The organism is Methanothermobacter tenebrarum (genome assembly GCF_023167465.1).
In the GTDB taxonomy this organism is placed as follows: Archaea; Methanobacteriota; Methanobacteria; order Methanobacteriales; family DSM-23052; genus Methanothermobacter_A; species Methanothermobacter_A tenebrarum.
Genome location: NZ_AP025698.1, coordinates 905,017 through 919,856, shown reverse-complemented (window position 1 = coordinate 919,856; position 14,840 = coordinate 905,017). Strand labels below are relative to the sequence as shown.

Annotated in this window: 17 protein-coding genes and 1 pseudogene; 11 read left to right on the top strand and 7 right to left on the bottom strand. The window is 43.4% G+C overall.

Annotated elements, in window-relative coordinates:
- The first annotated feature begins 6 nt into the window (after positions 1–6).
- Together hmgA and MTTB_RS05105 are read left to right on the top strand one after the other, a co-directional pair.
- Positions 7–1,212 (top strand): hydroxymethylglutaryl-CoA reductase (NADPH), encoded by a 1,206-nt coding sequence (gene hmgA, locus MTTB_RS05110; protein WP_248563962.1) that lies wholly within the window; start codon positions 7–9, stop codon positions 1,210–1,212.
- A gap of 1 nt (position 1,213) precedes the next feature.
- Positions 1,214–1,792 (top strand): TIGR00267 family protein, encoded by a 579-nt coding sequence (locus tag MTTB_RS05105; RefSeq protein ID WP_248563961.1) that lies wholly within the window; start codon positions 1,214–1,216, stop codon positions 1,790–1,792.
- Here MTTB_RS05105 and MTTB_RS05100 read toward each other — a convergent pair.
- From MTTB_RS05100 to MTTB_RS05080, 5 genes are all read right to left on the bottom strand, one after another.
- Positions 1,784–2,620 carry a TatD family hydrolase gene (locus tag MTTB_RS05100; protein WP_248563960.1) on the bottom strand — a complete coding sequence of 279 codons (837 nt, stop codon included), beginning with the start codon at positions 2,618–2,620 and terminating at the stop codon, positions 1,784–1,786. The genes MTTB_RS05105 and MTTB_RS05100 overlap by 9 nt on opposite strands.
- Positions 2,605–3,195: a DUF116 domain-containing protein gene (locus MTTB_RS05095; RefSeq protein ID WP_345893993.1), complete on the bottom strand. Its 591-nt coding sequence runs from the start codon at positions 3,193–3,195 to the stop codon at positions 2,605–2,607. Before MTTB_RS05095 ends, MTTB_RS05100 begins: the two co-directional genes overlap by 16 nt.
- A 272-nt stretch (positions 3,196–3,467) precedes the next feature.
- Positions 3,468–3,956 (bottom strand): hypothetical protein, encoded by a 489-nt coding sequence (locus MTTB_RS05090; protein WP_248563958.1) that lies wholly within the window; start codon positions 3,954–3,956, stop codon positions 3,468–3,470.
- Positions 3,914–4,069: a hydrogenase maturation nickel metallochaperone HypA gene (locus tag MTTB_RS05085; protein WP_248563957.1), complete on the bottom strand. Its 156-nt coding sequence runs from the start codon at positions 4,067–4,069 to the stop codon at positions 3,914–3,916. Before MTTB_RS05085 ends, MTTB_RS05090 begins: the two co-directional genes overlap by 43 nt.
- A gap of 9 nt (positions 4,070–4,078) precedes the next feature.
- Positions 4,079–4,234, bottom strand: coding sequence for a hydrogenase maturation nickel metallochaperone HypA (locus tag MTTB_RS05080; protein ID WP_248563956.1), 156 nt, complete (start codon positions 4,232–4,234; stop codon positions 4,079–4,081).
- A gap of 155 nt (positions 4,235–4,389) precedes the next feature.
- Between MTTB_RS05080 and MTTB_RS05075 the strand changes: the two genes are divergently transcribed.
- From MTTB_RS05075 to polX, 5 genes are read left to right on the top strand one after another with little or no spacing between them, the layout of a single operon-like run.
- On the top strand, positions 4,390–6,360 hold the full coding sequence (locus MTTB_RS05075) for a VWA domain-containing protein (protein ID WP_248563955.1): 1,971 nt from the start codon (positions 4,390–4,392) through the stop codon (positions 6,358–6,360).
- 2 nt (positions 6,361–6,362) lie between these two features.
- Complete coding sequence (locus MTTB_RS05070) at positions 6,363–6,872, top strand: DUF367 family protein (RefSeq protein ID WP_248563954.1); 510 nt, start codon at positions 6,363–6,365, stop codon at positions 6,870–6,872.
- Between the two features lie 5 nt (positions 6,873–6,877).
- Positions 6,878–7,024 carry a 50S ribosomal protein L40e gene (locus MTTB_RS05065; protein ID WP_248563953.1) on the top strand — a complete coding sequence of 49 codons (147 nt, stop codon included), beginning with the start codon at positions 6,878–6,880 and terminating at the stop codon, positions 7,022–7,024.
- A 25-nt stretch (positions 7,025–7,049) separates the two neighbouring features.
- The gene (locus MTTB_RS05060; RefSeq protein WP_248563952.1) at positions 7,050–7,787 is read left to right on the top strand and encodes a phosphoglycerol geranylgeranyltransferase; all 738 of its coding nucleotides are present in this window, start codon (positions 7,050–7,052) and stop codon (positions 7,785–7,787) included.
- Between the two features lie 29 nt (positions 7,788–7,816).
- Positions 7,817–9,529, top strand: coding sequence for a DNA polymerase/3'-5' exonuclease PolX (gene polX, locus MTTB_RS05055; protein ID WP_248563951.1), 1,713 nt, complete (start codon positions 7,817–7,819; stop codon positions 9,527–9,529).
- Positions 9,530–9,544: 15 nt separating this feature from the next.
- On the opposite strand, the gene MTTB_RS05050 is transcribed toward polX, so the two are convergent.
- Positions 9,545–10,021: a chitobiase/beta-hexosaminidase C-terminal domain-containing protein gene (locus tag MTTB_RS05050; RefSeq protein WP_248563950.1), complete on the bottom strand. Its 477-nt coding sequence runs from the start codon at positions 10,019–10,021 to the stop codon at positions 9,545–9,547.
- A 92-nt stretch (positions 10,022–10,113) separates the two neighbouring features.
- Positions 10,114–11,484, bottom strand: a complete 1,371-nt coding sequence (locus MTTB_RS05045; protein ID WP_248563949.1) for an APC family permease — start codon at positions 11,482–11,484, stop codon at positions 10,114–10,116.
- Between the two features lie 115 nt (positions 11,485–11,599).
- On the opposite strand from MTTB_RS05045, the pseudogene MTTB_RS08450 reads away from it, so the two are divergent.
- The 4 genes and pseudogenes from MTTB_RS08450 to MTTB_RS05030 all read left to right on the top strand — a co-directional run.
- Positions 11,600–11,767: pseudogene (locus MTTB_RS08450) on the top strand (zinc-ribbon domain-containing protein); the annotation flags it as partial.
- 60 nt (positions 11,768–11,827) lie between these two features.
- Positions 11,828–12,148 carry a heavy metal-binding domain-containing protein gene (locus MTTB_RS05040; protein ID WP_428343377.1) on the top strand — a complete coding sequence of 107 codons (321 nt, stop codon included), beginning with the start codon at positions 11,828–11,830 and terminating at the stop codon, positions 12,146–12,148.
- Between the two features lie 40 nt (positions 12,149–12,188).
- Positions 12,189–13,250 (top strand): DNA double-strand break repair nuclease NurA, encoded by a 1,062-nt coding sequence (locus MTTB_RS05035; RefSeq protein WP_248563948.1) that lies wholly within the window; start codon positions 12,189–12,191, stop codon positions 13,248–13,250.
- Positions 13,251–13,434: 184 nt separating this feature from the next.
- Positions 13,435–14,838 (top strand): ATP-binding protein, encoded by a 1,404-nt coding sequence (locus tag MTTB_RS05030; protein ID WP_248563947.1) that lies wholly within the window; start codon positions 13,435–13,437, stop codon positions 14,836–14,838.
- Positions 14,839–14,840: the final 2 nt, after the last annotated feature.

Below are 14,840 nucleotides of genomic sequence, written 5' to 3'. Positions count from 1 at the left end.
GATCATATGATACAAGAAGAGATAATACAAGGACTGAAAGAGGGAAAAATAAAACTTCACGAAATCGAAAAATATACGAGCATAGAAGAAGCAGTAGAGATAAGAAGACTATTCATAGAAAGAATAACAGGAAAAAAACTAGAACACATCTCCAAATATTCCATAGACATGGAAGAAGCCCAGAAAAAGAACATAGAAAACCCCATCGGCGCAATACAAATACCACTAGGGGTTGCAGGGCCCATAAAAATCAGAGGAGAACATGCAAAGGGCAAATTTTACATTCCACTTGCAACATCAGAAGGAGCCCTAGTAGCATCAGTAAACAGGGGATGCTCAGCCATAACAGAAGCTGGGGGCGCCACAGTAAGGATAACAGGGGACAAGATGACGAGAGCACCCGTACTCAGAACAGAGTCAATAGAAGAAGCATTAAAAGTCAGAGAATGGATCAGGGAAAATTTCAAAAAGTTAAAAGAGGCTGCTGAGTCAACAACACGCCACGGTAAACTGATAGAAATAGACCCAATACTCATAGTAGGCCCATACCTTTACCCAAGATTCGTTTTCACAACAGGAGACAGCATGGGAATGAACATGGTAACAATAGCCACAGAAAAAGCCATGAAACTCCTAACAAGAGAAACAGGAGCCCACCTAATCGCCCTAAGTGGAAACGCTTGTGTAGATAAAAAACCGGCAGCCTTAAACCTCATAGAAGGCAGAGGGAAAAGCTTAACAGCTGAGGTGAAAATCCCGGCCAAGATAGTGGAAAGAACACTTAAAACAACACCAAAGGCCATACAAGAAGTCAACCTCGCGAAAAACTTCGCAGGATCCGCCATATCCGGGAGCATGGGATTCAACGCACATTATGCGAATATAATAGGGGCCATATTCCTAGCCACGGGACAGGACGAAGCGCACATCACCGAAGGAAGCCTGGGCATCACAATAGCCGAAGAAATCAACGGGGACCTATACTTTTCAGTCACACTACCAGACGTTCCATTGGCTACAGTGGGCGGTGGCACAAGACTCGAAACGGCATCAGAATGCCTTGAGATAATGGGCGTTAAGGGATCGGGGAAGGTTCAAAAGTTCGCTGAGATAGTTGCAGGCGCCGTCTTAGCAGGTGAACTGTCACTTATGGGCGCCCTAGCAGCGGGACATCTTGCAAGGGCGCATATAAGATTGGGTAGAGGATCCTAAGATGGGCTTGAAGGAATTCATCCACGAATATCTTAGCATGAGCCGATACATTGCACTGGGGACCCTTGATGGCATACTAGCGGTTATGGGTGTTACACTAACCGCCAGTGGCGTTGCAGGTATAGGTGGAGTTGAAATAGAAAATTATCTTATCGGCCTTACGGGATTAAGTGGGGGTATAGCCGTTGCATTGTCAAACGCCTTTGGTTCATTTATCGGTGAAAGGGCTGAGGAAACCCGTACAATGAGAGAACTTGAAAAGAAGATGATAATGGAAAAGGGCAGCCTCAACGACACGATAATACACCAACAAGCTAAAAGAAGAATATACATGAGCATGTTCACCCATGGATTCTCAAGTTTCCTCGGCACATTCGTACCCACAATACCATTTTTCCTGATAAAGGATAGGATAACCGCCACAATACTCACAATACTACTATCCATGATGGCATTGGTCATACTCGGGGTCTACCTTGGGATAATATCAAGGGAGAACATTTTCAAAACTAGTATAGAGATCGTGGCCATAGGTCTTTTAATAACCTTCATAAGCATATTCCTTGGCGGGTCACACTAGGCTATAGACTCTTTCTATGTTCTCTTCATGGATTTTATAAGCATCTTCTAGGCTCATAAGACCTTTCTGGATAAACTCTCTTGTACGCCTTGGAACAGTCTTAGGACCCAATACTGCGCCGGGTCTGCTAAGATCATCCAGGTAGTCTGTTTCCATGAGGAAATTGCCACCCTTTTCCAAGCCTTTTTTTATAACATCACGTGATGCTATCAGGGATGGTGTGAGCCCATAATTCTCACTTTCACTGACGTAGGGGCCTGAGAAATGTTTTATAACCTTGTACTTTTTCATACTTGCCTTTTCAGCCATCTTGGAGAATTCCTGGAATTGTCTGGGGGTTGAACTTTCTGTGTGGAGTTGCACTGGACAATCAGCTTCCTTTGCAAGTTCTAGGGCATAGGATAGTATCCTGTTGTGGGCTTCCCATTCACTTTTCTCTACTGGATAGTGTGGTCTTCCGATCTCGCCGATACCTATAGCCTCACCCTCTAATACCAGCCACTGAGCATACTCAAGTCCCTCTTTAACGAGCTTTTCGGCCTCATTGATGGATTCGCCAGATTCTATGAGCCTTGAAAGTTCTGCAGGGTGCACCCCGACTATGGGATATGCTTCCACTTTAGTCTGGGAGTTTATCATCCTAGCATATTCTATAACGAGGTCCATGGCCTCTTTAAACTGTGATGGTTTTTGGATGGTCCAGGTGGGCTTGTTGGGTATTATCATCCTCCTGCCACCTGCCCGGTGGAACTTTTCAGCCACTTTCACTGGCCCTTCACCATTTATGTGATCTACGTGGATGTGGTTGTCTGTTATTTTGATGTCCATCTCTGATCAGCTCCACATTCTAGGCGGATTCTCCTAGGCTTTTTTATCCCCATCTTTTCTAGTACCATGCTGACGTCTACTTTGGTCTTGTAGCATCCGTCTTTGAGGAGGGGCACGCCCTGGGGTGTGAATTTGGATAATTTCATCATGGCCATGTTCAGATCCTGATAGCAGGCGACTCCTAGGACTGACTTGAATTTGTTCTCTTTAATTATCCTTTTGAGGAATGTGGAACCTGGTATTATGAATACTCGGTAGCCTATTTCTTCTGCTTTCTTTTTTAGTATGCCGATTACGCACTTTTTGCAATTTTTGCATTGTAGACCTGAAGGTTCTAGTGGCGCTTCACACTTTGGGTGCCTTAGGCAGTGTGGGAGTATCAGGAGCTTATCCTCTGCTTTTATATTATCAAATTTCTCCCTGTTAATCTTGTTCCTAACTTCAACCCCTATCTGATCCACTATGCTCTCATCAAGTCCTAGGATGCCCGCCAACTGCTTAAAGGGTCCATAGAATAGGTTTACTGTTACAAGGAGTAGTCTGGGGAATATTAGACGATCACTCCTTAGAAGCATCCTCCCAAGGAATAGGCTCACCAATAACAGTAATAGAATGCCTACTATCAGTAGGGAGATGAGTTGCCCAAATAATTGATAAAAGTCTATCATCATAACATGGCTAGATTGTGAGAACCCAGTATATAATAATTTTTGTAGAGGAGGGTATAGGATATCCCAATGGTTATCTCCCAGATCAAGATTCAAAACCTTGATTATCGGAAGTGATAGGCTGGAAACGATAAGATTTTGTAGGTGTGCTCTATGCGCAGGCTAAAGGGGGATCCTCTTTAGAGATTTACCTTTTCTATTTTCATATTCTCGGTTTTTCCTTGGAGTATTATACCATCCTTTGCGGCTTTTATCATTGTACCTGATAATTCTGGGGTAGAGCAGAGTAGTTCCTGTTCTGGGTGGGTTCCAGGGGTTATGTTGCAGTCTAGTTTTATGGTTTCACCAGCTGATACCACCATCTTAAGGCGTTTTGATGTCGGGTGACCCTCTTCTAGGACGATGAGGGGAGCCCCAATTTCTCTTAGGAGGTGTATCATGCATTTTATGGCCTTTTCTATCCTTGGGCCTGTTTCGAATGCTGAGACGGCTATGAGGTCATCCTCATCTAATGATAGTACTATCTCCCCTTCTGGCGTGCCCATGTATATGCTTCGTGGTTCTGCGGATTTGGCCACGCCAATGACACCATTGTATCCTCTGATGAACAGTATCTCGTCTTTTTTTATTCTGAGCATTCTACGTTCTCTGACTGACATGATGGACATTTGACTTTTTTCCCAACGCCCTTGAACTCGTTACCACAATCAAGACACTTACATTTTCGGCTTGTGACCTTTTTAAGGTCGATATCTACCATGGGCCCTCCTACACTACACATAAAATCACCCTATTCTGAGCATTCTACATTATCTGATTGGCATGATGGGCATATGATCCTTTTCCCAACGCCCTTGAACTCGTTACCACAATCAAGACACTTACAGCGTCTGGTCTTAAGTTTCCTCATTTTTATATCAGCCATCGGCCCCCCTACAGTACACAATTTAACTCACCTCACCATATATTTATAATGTTCATTTTATTAATTATTTCTATTCCTAAAAAATGAGCCTGGAGTATGATCCGGGGGAAATAACTTATTTTATAAAGAGGATAATAATAGTATAGTAGGATATCTTTTTCCTTGTGGTGAGTATAGTGAAGAATTTGATTTTCCCATTCACGGCAATAGTAGGACAAGAAAAGGTGAAAAAGGCCCTAATCTTAAATGCGATAAACCCCTCAATTGGTGGGGTTCTGATAAGGGGCGATAAGGGTACTGGTAAGACAACAGCAGTCAGGGCACTGGCAGACTTGCTACCATCAATAAAGACGGTTAAAGGATGCCCATTCAACTGCAACCCTGAAGACAAGGACTCCCTCTGCCAACTCTGCAAATCAAAGGATAACATAGAAGTTGAAGAGAAAAAGATGAGGGTCGTTGAACTACCATTAGGTTCAACAGAGGACAGGGTCGTCGGATCATTAGACATAAAAAAGGCCCTCAAGGAGGGTATAAAAGCCTTGGAACCCGGGATACTTGCGGAGGCTAACCGTAACATACTCTATGTTGATGAGATAAACCTCCTAGACGACCACCTCGTAGATGTTCTATTGGACGCTGCAGCCTATGGTGTCAATTATGTTGAAAGAGAGGGTATTTCAATATCACACCCATCCCGGTTCATCCTGGTAGGTACTATGAACCCGGCAGAGGGGGAGCTAAGGCCACAACTAGCAGACCGTATAGGCTTGCACATTAACGTGGAGACTATCCAGGACATCAAGGAGAGAGTGAAAATCATGGCCCGCAGAGAAAGATTCGAGGAAGACCCAGAAACCTTCAGAAGAGAATTCCAAAAAGAGCAAGAAAAACTATTAAAGAGGATACTCAACGCAAGGAAACTACTACCCAAGGTTAAAATAGATGATAAACTATTGGAACTTATCGCTAGGATATGCGTCAACGTGGGAGTGGACGGTCACAGGGCAGACATAGCCATCCTTAAAACGTCAAAGACAATAGCAGCATACAATGGCAGGACAAGGGTCCTCCCAGAGGATCTTGAAGAGGCTGTCGAACTAGTCCTAGGGGAAAGAATACCTGAAAGATCATACGCCCGCCAGGATGTGAAAAGGCAAATACAACGGGCAAAGAGTGAAATGGGACAAGAGGAACTTGGAGAGTCTGAAGGGGAGACTGTGGGGGGTGAGAACCCCCCGCCGGATGAGCAATATGGTGGTGAAAGCAGACAACCCAGCCTAGGCTCCGCAGACCTGAAGATGACACCCAACCCCAGTGAAAGGACAATACAAGAAGAAGAGGTTGACATAGACTTTAAAAAGATCCTGAAATTTAAGGGCAAAAAGAAAAGGAGACTCTACGGTAGCAGAGTGGAATCAAAGACAGAAAAGGGAAAATACGTGAAAAGCAAAATGCTAAAAGGAAAATCAAAGGACATAGCCATAGACGCGACACTAAGAGCAGCAGCCCTCAAATCAGAAGATCATATAAGGGTAGAACCAGAAGATCTCCGCGAAAAGATCAGAAAACATGGTGCAAGGGCCAGCATAGCACTCGTAGTAGATATAAGCGGGTCCATGTTCACGGACCAGAAAGCAGCCAAGATAAAGAACATACTAAACAAGATTATAAAGGACGCGCAACGCCACAAGGACAAACTAAGCGTCATAGGATTCAAAGGAAGGAAAGCAGAGGTAATAATACCCACAACCAAGAGAGCCCAATCATTCCAACAAAAGGTGGACAACATTAGAGTAGGTGGCACAACACCAATGGCCCATGGCATAAAAAAGGGACTCGAAATACTTAAAGAAGAGAAGAAAAGGGAAGAATACGTGCCAGTGATGCTAATTTTAAGTGATGGCATGCCCAACGTTGGCATGGGGGGCAGGCCAATCCAGGATGTCATGGAACTCGGGAAAGAACTGAACAAGAATGAGATACACACAGTAGTGATAAACTTCGAAAGAAAGTTCCAGCAAGGCCGCAACATAAACATGGAACTTGCAATGCTATCAGGTGGAAGATACTACGATCTGGACCAACTGGAAGATCCGTCACTTGCAATACCCAAGATAATGGACTACGAAAGGGAACAATTCTGATTATGAGGATCGTCGTATATCATGCAGAAGAATGTGACAGGAAGAAATGCACAAGCTTAAAACTGGCTAGGATGGGAAAACTCAGGATAGTAACAAGCCCCAAGCGCATACCAAGGGGTAGTATAGTACTCAACCCATTCGCCGAGAGAGCGTTATCCCCAGCAGACAAGGAAAGGATCCTTAAATGGGGTGTCACAGCCCTAGACTGTTCATGGAAAGAGGTTAAGAAGTCTTCACCAATCTTCGCAGTGAAAAGGTATCATAGGGCGCTACCATACCTAGTAGCTGCCAATCCAACAAATTATGGCAAACCTTTTATATTATCAACTGCAGAGGCACTAGCAGCAACTTTTTATATAATCGGATTAAAAGATATAGCAGTCAATATAATGTCCTCGTTTAAATGGGGTCCGCACTTCCTAGACCTCAACAGGGAACTATTAGAGGCATACTCAAAGGCTAAAAATAGTCGAGAAGTTGTTAAAATCCAAGAAGAATTCATAGGGAGATGATACTCATGGCAAAATTCGAAATAGCAGAGGAGAGACTATTCAACGTTAAAATATGCTTCAAATGTAATGCGAGAAACCCGCCAAATGCGAAAAGGTGCAGGAAATGCGGCTATAAAGGTTTAAGATTCAAGGCAAAAGATCCAAGAGGCTAAAACCCCCCACTTCTTTGTGTCTAAGATGAAGGTTGAAGATTACTTCAATAACATTCTCAAGGAGAGGAAAATACACCTCACCCTCATAGACCCTGAAGAACAAACATCACAAGAAGCCCTTAAAATAGCAACCGCAGCAATCCAAGGGGGATCAGATGGGATAATGCTCGGAGGGTCAACAACCAATAGCATAGAATTAGAAACAACGGCAAAGACCCTCAAGGAGAACCTAGACGTTCCCATAATATTATTCCCCGGTAACATTTCAGGTATCACAAGCTATGCTGATGCCATATTCTTCATGACTTTACTGAATTCTACAAACCCCTATTGGATAATAGGGGCCCAGGCACTAGCCGCCCCAACCATAAAGAAGATGAAAATAGAACCATTACCCATGGGATACCTTGTAATAGAACCAGGAGGCACCGTGGGATGGGTTGGGGACGCTAAACTGATCCCAAGGGACAAACCGGACATAGCAGCAGCCTATGCAATGGCAGCAGAACTACTAGGAATGCGGATATTCTACCTAGAAGCAGGATCAGGAGCGGGCAAACCAGTACCAGCAGAGATGATAAAACGCGTTAAAAAATCCACAAACCTAACACTCATAGTAGGCGGGGGTATAAGAACAGGAGAAGACGCCGAGAAAGCAGCGAAAGCCGGCGCAGACATAATAGTAACAGGTACAATAGTAGAAAACACTACAAACATCCAAGAGAAAATATCAGAGATAGTAAAAGCCATAAGAAAACCCTAAAAACTATTATTATCCTCTTTGGTGTATGGATGAAAAATGCACTAGTCGCCAGGATCCTAAATAGGGTGGCTGACTTCCTCGAGTTAAAAGAAGAAACATTCAGAGCCAAAGCCTACAGAAGAGCAGCCCACACCATCCAACTCCTACCAACAGACATAGAAGAATACGCCAAAAAAAGAAAACTAACAGAACTGCCAGGGATAGGTAAAAACATAGCCGAGAAAATAGAGGAAATATTAGAAACGGGGCAACTGTCCTACCTAGAAGAACTAGAAAAGGAATACCCCATAGACATGGACAGCCTACTTGCAATAGAAGGGATAGGCCCCAGGACGATAAAAATACTCTATGAAAAACTCAAAATCAAAAACCTCCAAGACCTAGAATACCACGCCCAGAAGGGTAACCTCCAGAAAATAAAAGGAATCGGAGAAAAAAAGGAAAAAAGGATACTCCAGAGCATCAAATTCGTCCGCTCAACCCTGGGAAGGAGACTCCTAGCCTATGCGGCGCCCATAGCAGAATATATAAAATCCAGGATCGAGGAGCATCCAAAAACAGAAAAAGTAAAAATAGCAGGGTCCATAAGAAGGGGTAAAGAGACAATCGGGGACATCGACATACTCACAACAACCAAAAACCCAAAGGAGATCATAGACTATTTCACATCCCTGGAAATAGCCGATGAGATAATAGCAAAGGGTCCTAAAAAGGCCATCATACGCCTAGAAGATGGGCTAGAATGCGAACTACGCATCTTCAAAGAAGATGAATTCGGAGCAGCCCTCCTATATTTCACAGGGTCGATGGAATTTAATGTTGAACTGAGGAGACTGGCACGCTCAAAATCGATGAAACTAAACGAATACGGATTATACAAGAACAGCAAGAGGATAGCCTCAAAAACGGAAAAGGAAATCTTCAAAGCCCTCGGGTTAGAATATATCCAACCAGAACTCCGGGAAAACAATGGAGAAATAGAAGCCGCCCTCCAAGGAAAACTCCCAACACTGGTGAGAGAAGACCAGATCAAGGGAGACCTCCACATCCACAGCATATGGAGCGACGGCACAGAAACCATAGAGACCCTGGCCAAGGCCGCTGAAAGCCTAGGATACGAGTATATAGCCATCACAGATCACAGCAGCTCACTCAAAATCGTCGGTGGCCTGGACGAGGAAAAACTCCAGAGACAAATAGAGGAAATAGACAAGCTAAACTCTAAAGTACATGTCTTCAAGGGTATAGAGGTCAACATAAGATTAGACGGCCAACTAGACATCCCAGATGACATACTATCCAGGTTAGACATTGTAATAGCGAGCATACATTCACCTGGAAGAGAGGATATGACAGAACGTATACTATCAGCAATACAAAACAAACACGTCCATATAATAGGACACCCTACCGGGAGAAAACTATTCAGAAGAGAAGAATATCCCCTCAACCTTGATCGTATATTCGAAGAGGCGGCTGATAATGGTAAAATCTTTGAAATGAATGCTAATCCAATCCGCTTAGACCTCAAGGACATCTACATAAAAAAGGCCATAGAATACGGGTGCAAACTCGCAATAAATAGTGACGCCCACCGGCTCCCGGACCTCCACAACATAAAATGGGGTGTTAAAACAGCCAGGAGAGGATGGGCAACATCAGAGGATATAATAAATACCATGAACCTGAAGCAAATAAAAAAAATTTTAAAAAATAATTCTAGTGGGGTTAGAGCGTCTTAATTTTAATATTCAGCTTTACATTCTTAAATTGCACCCCTTGCCGAATTTACATGGTGTGTGCTTGACTATCCCCGTGTATGTTGTGTTGTTACTGACTATCAAGTATTTAATGATCATGTTCTTGTCCAAGATTATAGGGGAAGTATAGATTGCGCTTTTATTTGTTGGTTGTTTACCATTCACAGTATAATACACAGTTAGATTTTCAGGGAAAATTAACGAAGCTACTGTACCATTGAATGATATCAGTGGGAATACTGTCTGATTCTTCTTTTTGGTTATCTCATGGTTGATTATCCCATACTTGGTCGTATTATCCTTTATCATGTACTTTATCTGCATGGTCTTATTAAGGGTTATAGGCGCTGTATATGGTGTGCTCTTTTCTGTGGGCATGGGAGCATTCACGGTATAAAATACTGAAGCCGCTGCCCCAATACCCATCCCAGCAAATACCATAACGAGTGCTAATAGAATGCTCAGCTTCTTCAAGGTTAACCATCTCCATCATCACCCATACTTTTATATACTATATAAATCTTGTTCCAAGAGATTCTCATGGTGGCATCGAGGAAGCTCCGGGATTATTTCAATTTTTTCATAAGATTGAACAATGATCTTAGGAATCTTGCGAGGAATCTTTTCTCTCTTCTTGCCAGTATACTCTCTTGTAGTTGTCTTGCTATTCTCCTCACATAAATGTCGGGTTGATGGGTTGCATACTTCAAATATAATGGGATTCCAATAAAAGTTAGAAGCAGGCCCCAGAGGATGGAGTCAAATGGACAGTTGACCATAAGATAAAGGCATGCAAGAAATCCTAGGATGGCCTTAATAGGTGTTCTTTCTTTTTTGAGTAGGGGTAATGAGATGCAGGTTAGAATGTAACAGAAGAGTAGGGTGAACACAGATACGCTAATAAGTTGTGTGGCTGTTCCTAAAAGCGCCGCCACTAGGGCTGTTAGGTTTTGGAAAACCAAACTTACATGGGGCGTCCTATACCTTTGATGTACTTTGGCAAAGACCCCTGGAAGAAGACCATCAGAGGCCATAGCATATAATATCCTCGCAGTAGAGAGTATACCAGCTTCTTCCGAGCCTGATATTGAGAATAGGGCGCCTAGGGTCATGAGCAGGGCCCCTGAGGATCCTAGTAGCATGTAACCTGCGAGTGCCAGTGGCGCCTGGCTACTTGCAAGGAGATTCCAGGGGACAACACCTAATATGACAAAATTTGTTATAAGATAAAAGAACATTATAAATATCATCCCAAGGATTATAGCCTTTGGTATCGTCCTCTCAGGGTCTACAACCTCATCAGATGGTACTGTTACAAGTTCAAAACCCACATACGCCCAGAAGACTAATACAACAACACTACCCAGCCCCTTTAAGCCATAGGGTGCGAAGGGCGTATAATTGGCTATGAGTATATCAGGTTTCATTAGAAAATAAACCAGACCTGCAAGGGCAAAGATAAAAAGCGGAGCCAGCTTCAAAACAGTTAAAGCATCATTAACCTTACCAGCCACCTTCACACTCCTATAATTTACCAGGGTTAAGGAGACTATGAAAACAACCTTAACAAGAGCCTGGAGAATAGGATCCAAGGCGATGAAATGAAGCAAATATGAAACAAATGCAACTGGAAAAACCGCTATAGCCACCCAGGATGACACCCAAAGGGACCAGCCCACAAGAAACCCTACAAAGTCCCCGAAAACATGCCGGGCATATGCATAGGGTCCGCCTACACGGGCTAACACTGATGAAGACTCGGCGAATACAAGTGCAATTATAATCGCCATAATCCCAGCTATAAACCAGGATAATATAGATGCGGGTCCAAGGGTCCCCGCGCCAACAGCAGCCACTATATAAATATCAGCGCCGACAATAGTCCCGATTACAAGGTTCACAACATCAAATAATGTAAGAGCCCTTCGAAGCCTCATAGGATAACATTTCTAGCAAGCTAATATTTAAGAAATTGCACACTCCACTGATAACCGAAAATTCAAGTTACCCATATATACAGTGAAAATTAGAAAAATAAACTGGGTGAATATTATGGTATCCACCGAGGAAATGAGAAGAAGATTAGAAGAAAAAAGGAGAAAGGGCGCGGTTGAACCCTCAACCCCCACAGAGGAAGGGGTAGGAGCACCAGCCAAATATTGCCCAAACTGTAATAAAGAATATGGGCCTGAAGCCAATTTCTGCGAAGAATGCGGCACCAAACTCGAGGAAAAACCCCTAGAAGAGGAGAAGCCAGTGGCTCCCGGCAAATACGAGGATATTATTGTTGTAAGTTCAAATCATGTCCCGGGATATCGTGCCGTTGAAACCATAGGCCTCGTTTACGGTCTTACAGTTAGGAGCAGAGGACTGGGAGGCCAGGTTGGGGCCGGTTTAAGATCTATTGCTGGGGGGGAGATCAAAGAGTATGTTACCATGATGGAACATGCACGTCAAGAGGCTATTGATCGTATGATAGAACATGCGAGGGAACTTGGAGCCAATGCTATTATAAGCGCACGCTTTGATTCTGATTCCATCTCCAATGTCATGCAAGAAATCTTAGCCTATGGTACGGCTGTTATAATAGAAAAGGAATAAGACCCCACGTATTAGCTGGGGGGTTATAATATTGGGGGCCTTGGAAAAGGTAATTAAAACCCTTGAAAGAGAGGTTAGAGAGAATATAGGGGAGTTGGGGGATTATGAAGTCTATAATTCTCATGGAGATTATTTCAAACCCCTTAAGGATGATGTTGAACCCCGTTTAATGGCGTTCGTCGACGGCGGGAATAACACTATATTGGAGGCTCCAAGATTCTCCCTACAAGTAAATAGAGTGTATTTCAATCTTTTCAGGGGTAAGAAACGTCAAAGACCCTCCAGGGTACCTGAAAAGATAGAGTTTTTCTCTTATCTTAGTGTCCATGATTCAGAGGATGGACAAGTAGGTAAAGTGAAGATATTCCCACTCCTAGAAGAGCATAGAAAGTATCTGCCAGTGGAGGAGGATCTTACAGTAACGCTCCCAGGACCCCCAGATTTCTACCAGCGAAGTAGAATGTTCTCAGTGGCTCGAAGGTTCGCGGAGTGGAGCTTCAGCACCCATATAATAGAAGAAGAACTCGATGAGGGTGACATACTCGTGAAGGATGGTTCACTGGATACATCATTCGAAGGAGAGCGTAAATACCTCCACAGAATATTAGAAACTGCTGATAGGATGGGGGTTAACCTCGCAGGCCTTTCAAAAACGTGCACATTACCCACACCAGCCGGGGATTCCCTAATAGCCTCCATTGGGAGATTGGCGAAGGATATCAATTATAAAAGATGGTATTATCCTACAAAGCCCACTAAAAAGGTGAAGGAATATAATATAAAGATAATGATTGTTAAATTACATGAACTCTCAGATTACATTTTCAGATTAGACCTTCTCAATCAAGATGACGAACTCGAGATAATATCCGCCATTGGGGAGAATACAGTTGATGCTACATTCCCAGGCTACCCGTATGGTCTCATAGACGCCGACCTTAACGCGAGGGTACGTATGGATGAGGTGAACATATACAAGACAAGTATATTATCAGGGTTATCAGGGGACACACTGGAAGAGTTGAAATATCATATAAGGGCGCTTGACGCCCATGAAAGACTGAACATGATAGCCATGATCAAGGATAAAAAGCCTAGATAGGGGGGAATCCAAGATCGACATTATAGGACAGATCATAGGAGGAGAAACTTCAAAGGTTTTTATAAGGGAAAGGAGCGGTTCAAGGATAGAACTTGGAGACCTGCTAGTTGCAGAAGAGGACGATAATAACTATAGCATCCTACAAGTAAAGGATCTGATCTACAATTCACAAGTCCCACAGATCATGAGAGAACTCGCCTCGGGGATCCAACTCGAAAAAAGCGGCTCCCAGCTAGAATTCCTAGACGAGGAACTTAGAAATTATATAATCGCAGAAGCCAAAACCATACTCCAAATACAAGATGGTAGACCACAACTACCCAAGACACTACCAAGATTCTTCAATCAGGTAAGACGTATAAGAGATGATGATCTCAAATTTTTAAAAAAGGAAACAGAAGACCCCCTCTACTTGGGTAATGTGAGAAGCGGCTCAAAGGAACTTAAAACAAGGATACACGTTAATGCCAGAGAAGCTATACCACACCATATCCTTATACCAGCCACCACAGGTAGGGGCAAGAGCAACCTAGTAAAGGTGATGCTCTGGGAACTCATGGACATAGAAAACATAGGCATGCTAGTCCTCGACCCACACGACGAATACTATGGGAGAAACGAACTAGGACTGAAGGACCATCCCAACCAAGAAAAACTTAAATATTACACCCCCGACGCTTCAAAAGTTGAAGGCATGGCATACTCCCTTAACATAAACCTTAAATCCATAAGACCAGAACATTTCGATGGCATAGTCGAGTTTACAAGCGCCCAAGAGGATGCGATAAAACTTTACCATAACAAATTCGGAGAAGATTGGATACAGAAGATTATAACAGGGGAAAGAGTTGATGACCAGGAAGGAGATAAGGAAAAGGTGCGTCCCAGCACACTCAGCGTCCTGCAGAGGAAATTCGATAATATACTAGGCATCTACGAGGAGAATGGCCGATTAAAGTCTCGTGGGGGTGTTTTCACGACAGATGCTGGGGATTCAACCATCAAAGAGGTTATACAATCCCTAGAAGCTGGTGAAATCGTTATAATAGACACTTCAAGGCTTATGGGCGAAGCAGAACTACTAGTAGGTAGCATAATCGTCGGGGCAATATTCAACAAATACCAAAAATACAAAGCAGACGGCACCCTAGAAGAGAAGCCCATAATCGGTATAGTTATAGAGGAAGCCCCAAGGGTCCTTGGAAAAGAGGTTATAGAAAAACAAGGCCACAACATTTACAGTACAGTTGCAAGGGAAGGTCGGAAATTCAACATAGGACTCGTTGCCATAACACAACTTGTAAGCCTGATCCCCAGGACTATACTCGCGAATATGAACACGAAGATAATCCTAGGAAATGAAATGTCACAAGAGCGGGCTGAGATAATAGCAAGCGCTTCACAGGATCTTTCAGATGATAATCGGACAATAGCAAGCCTTGACCGGGGGGAGGCTATAGTGACGAGTATATTCACGAAATTCGCAGTACCCATTAAAATACCACTCTTCGAAGAACATGCCCAGGAAAAAGTAAATAAAGGGGAGGATAAACCCCCACTCTTATCCTACGAAGAACTGGTAAGGTGAAA

Coding starts and splice junctions, on each gene's coding strand:
- hmgA (WP_248563962.1), top strand. CDS start 7: ATGATACAAGAAGAGATAATACAAGGACTGAAAGAGGGAAAAATAAAA.
- MTTB_RS05105 (WP_248563961.1), top strand. CDS start 1,214: ATGGGCTTGAAGGAATTCATCCACGAATATCTTAGCATGAGCCGATAC.
- MTTB_RS05100 (WP_248563960.1), bottom strand. CDS start 2,620: ATGGACATCAAAATAACAGACAACCACATCCACGTAGATCACATAAAT.
- MTTB_RS05095 (WP_345893993.1), bottom strand. CDS start 3,195: ATGCTTCTAAGGAGTGATCGTCTAATATTCCCCAGACTACTCCTTGTA.
- MTTB_RS05090 (WP_248563958.1), bottom strand. CDS start 3,956: ATGTCCATCATGTCAGTCAGAGAACGTAGAATGCTCAGAATAAAAAAA.
- MTTB_RS05085 (WP_248563957.1), bottom strand. CDS start 4,069: ATGTGTAGTGTAGGAGGGCCCATGGTAGATATCGACCTTAAAAAGGTC.
- MTTB_RS05070 (WP_248563954.1), top strand. CDS start 6,363: ATGAGGATCGTCGTATATCATGCAGAAGAATGTGACAGGAAGAAATGC.
- MTTB_RS05065 (WP_248563953.1), top strand. CDS start 6,878: ATGGCAAAATTCGAAATAGCAGAGGAGAGACTATTCAACGTTAAAATA.
- MTTB_RS05060 (WP_248563952.1), top strand. CDS start 7,050: ATGAAGGTTGAAGATTACTTCAATAACATTCTCAAGGAGAGGAAAATA.
- polX (WP_248563951.1), top strand. CDS start 7,817: ATGAAAAATGCACTAGTCGCCAGGATCCTAAATAGGGTGGCTGACTTC.
- MTTB_RS05045 (WP_248563949.1), bottom strand. CDS start 11,484: ATGAGGCTTCGAAGGGCTCTTACATTATTTGATGTTGTGAACCTTGTA.
- MTTB_RS05030 (WP_248563947.1), top strand. CDS start 13,435: ATGAGAGAACTCGCCTCGGGGATCCAACTCGAAAAAAGCGGCTCCCAG.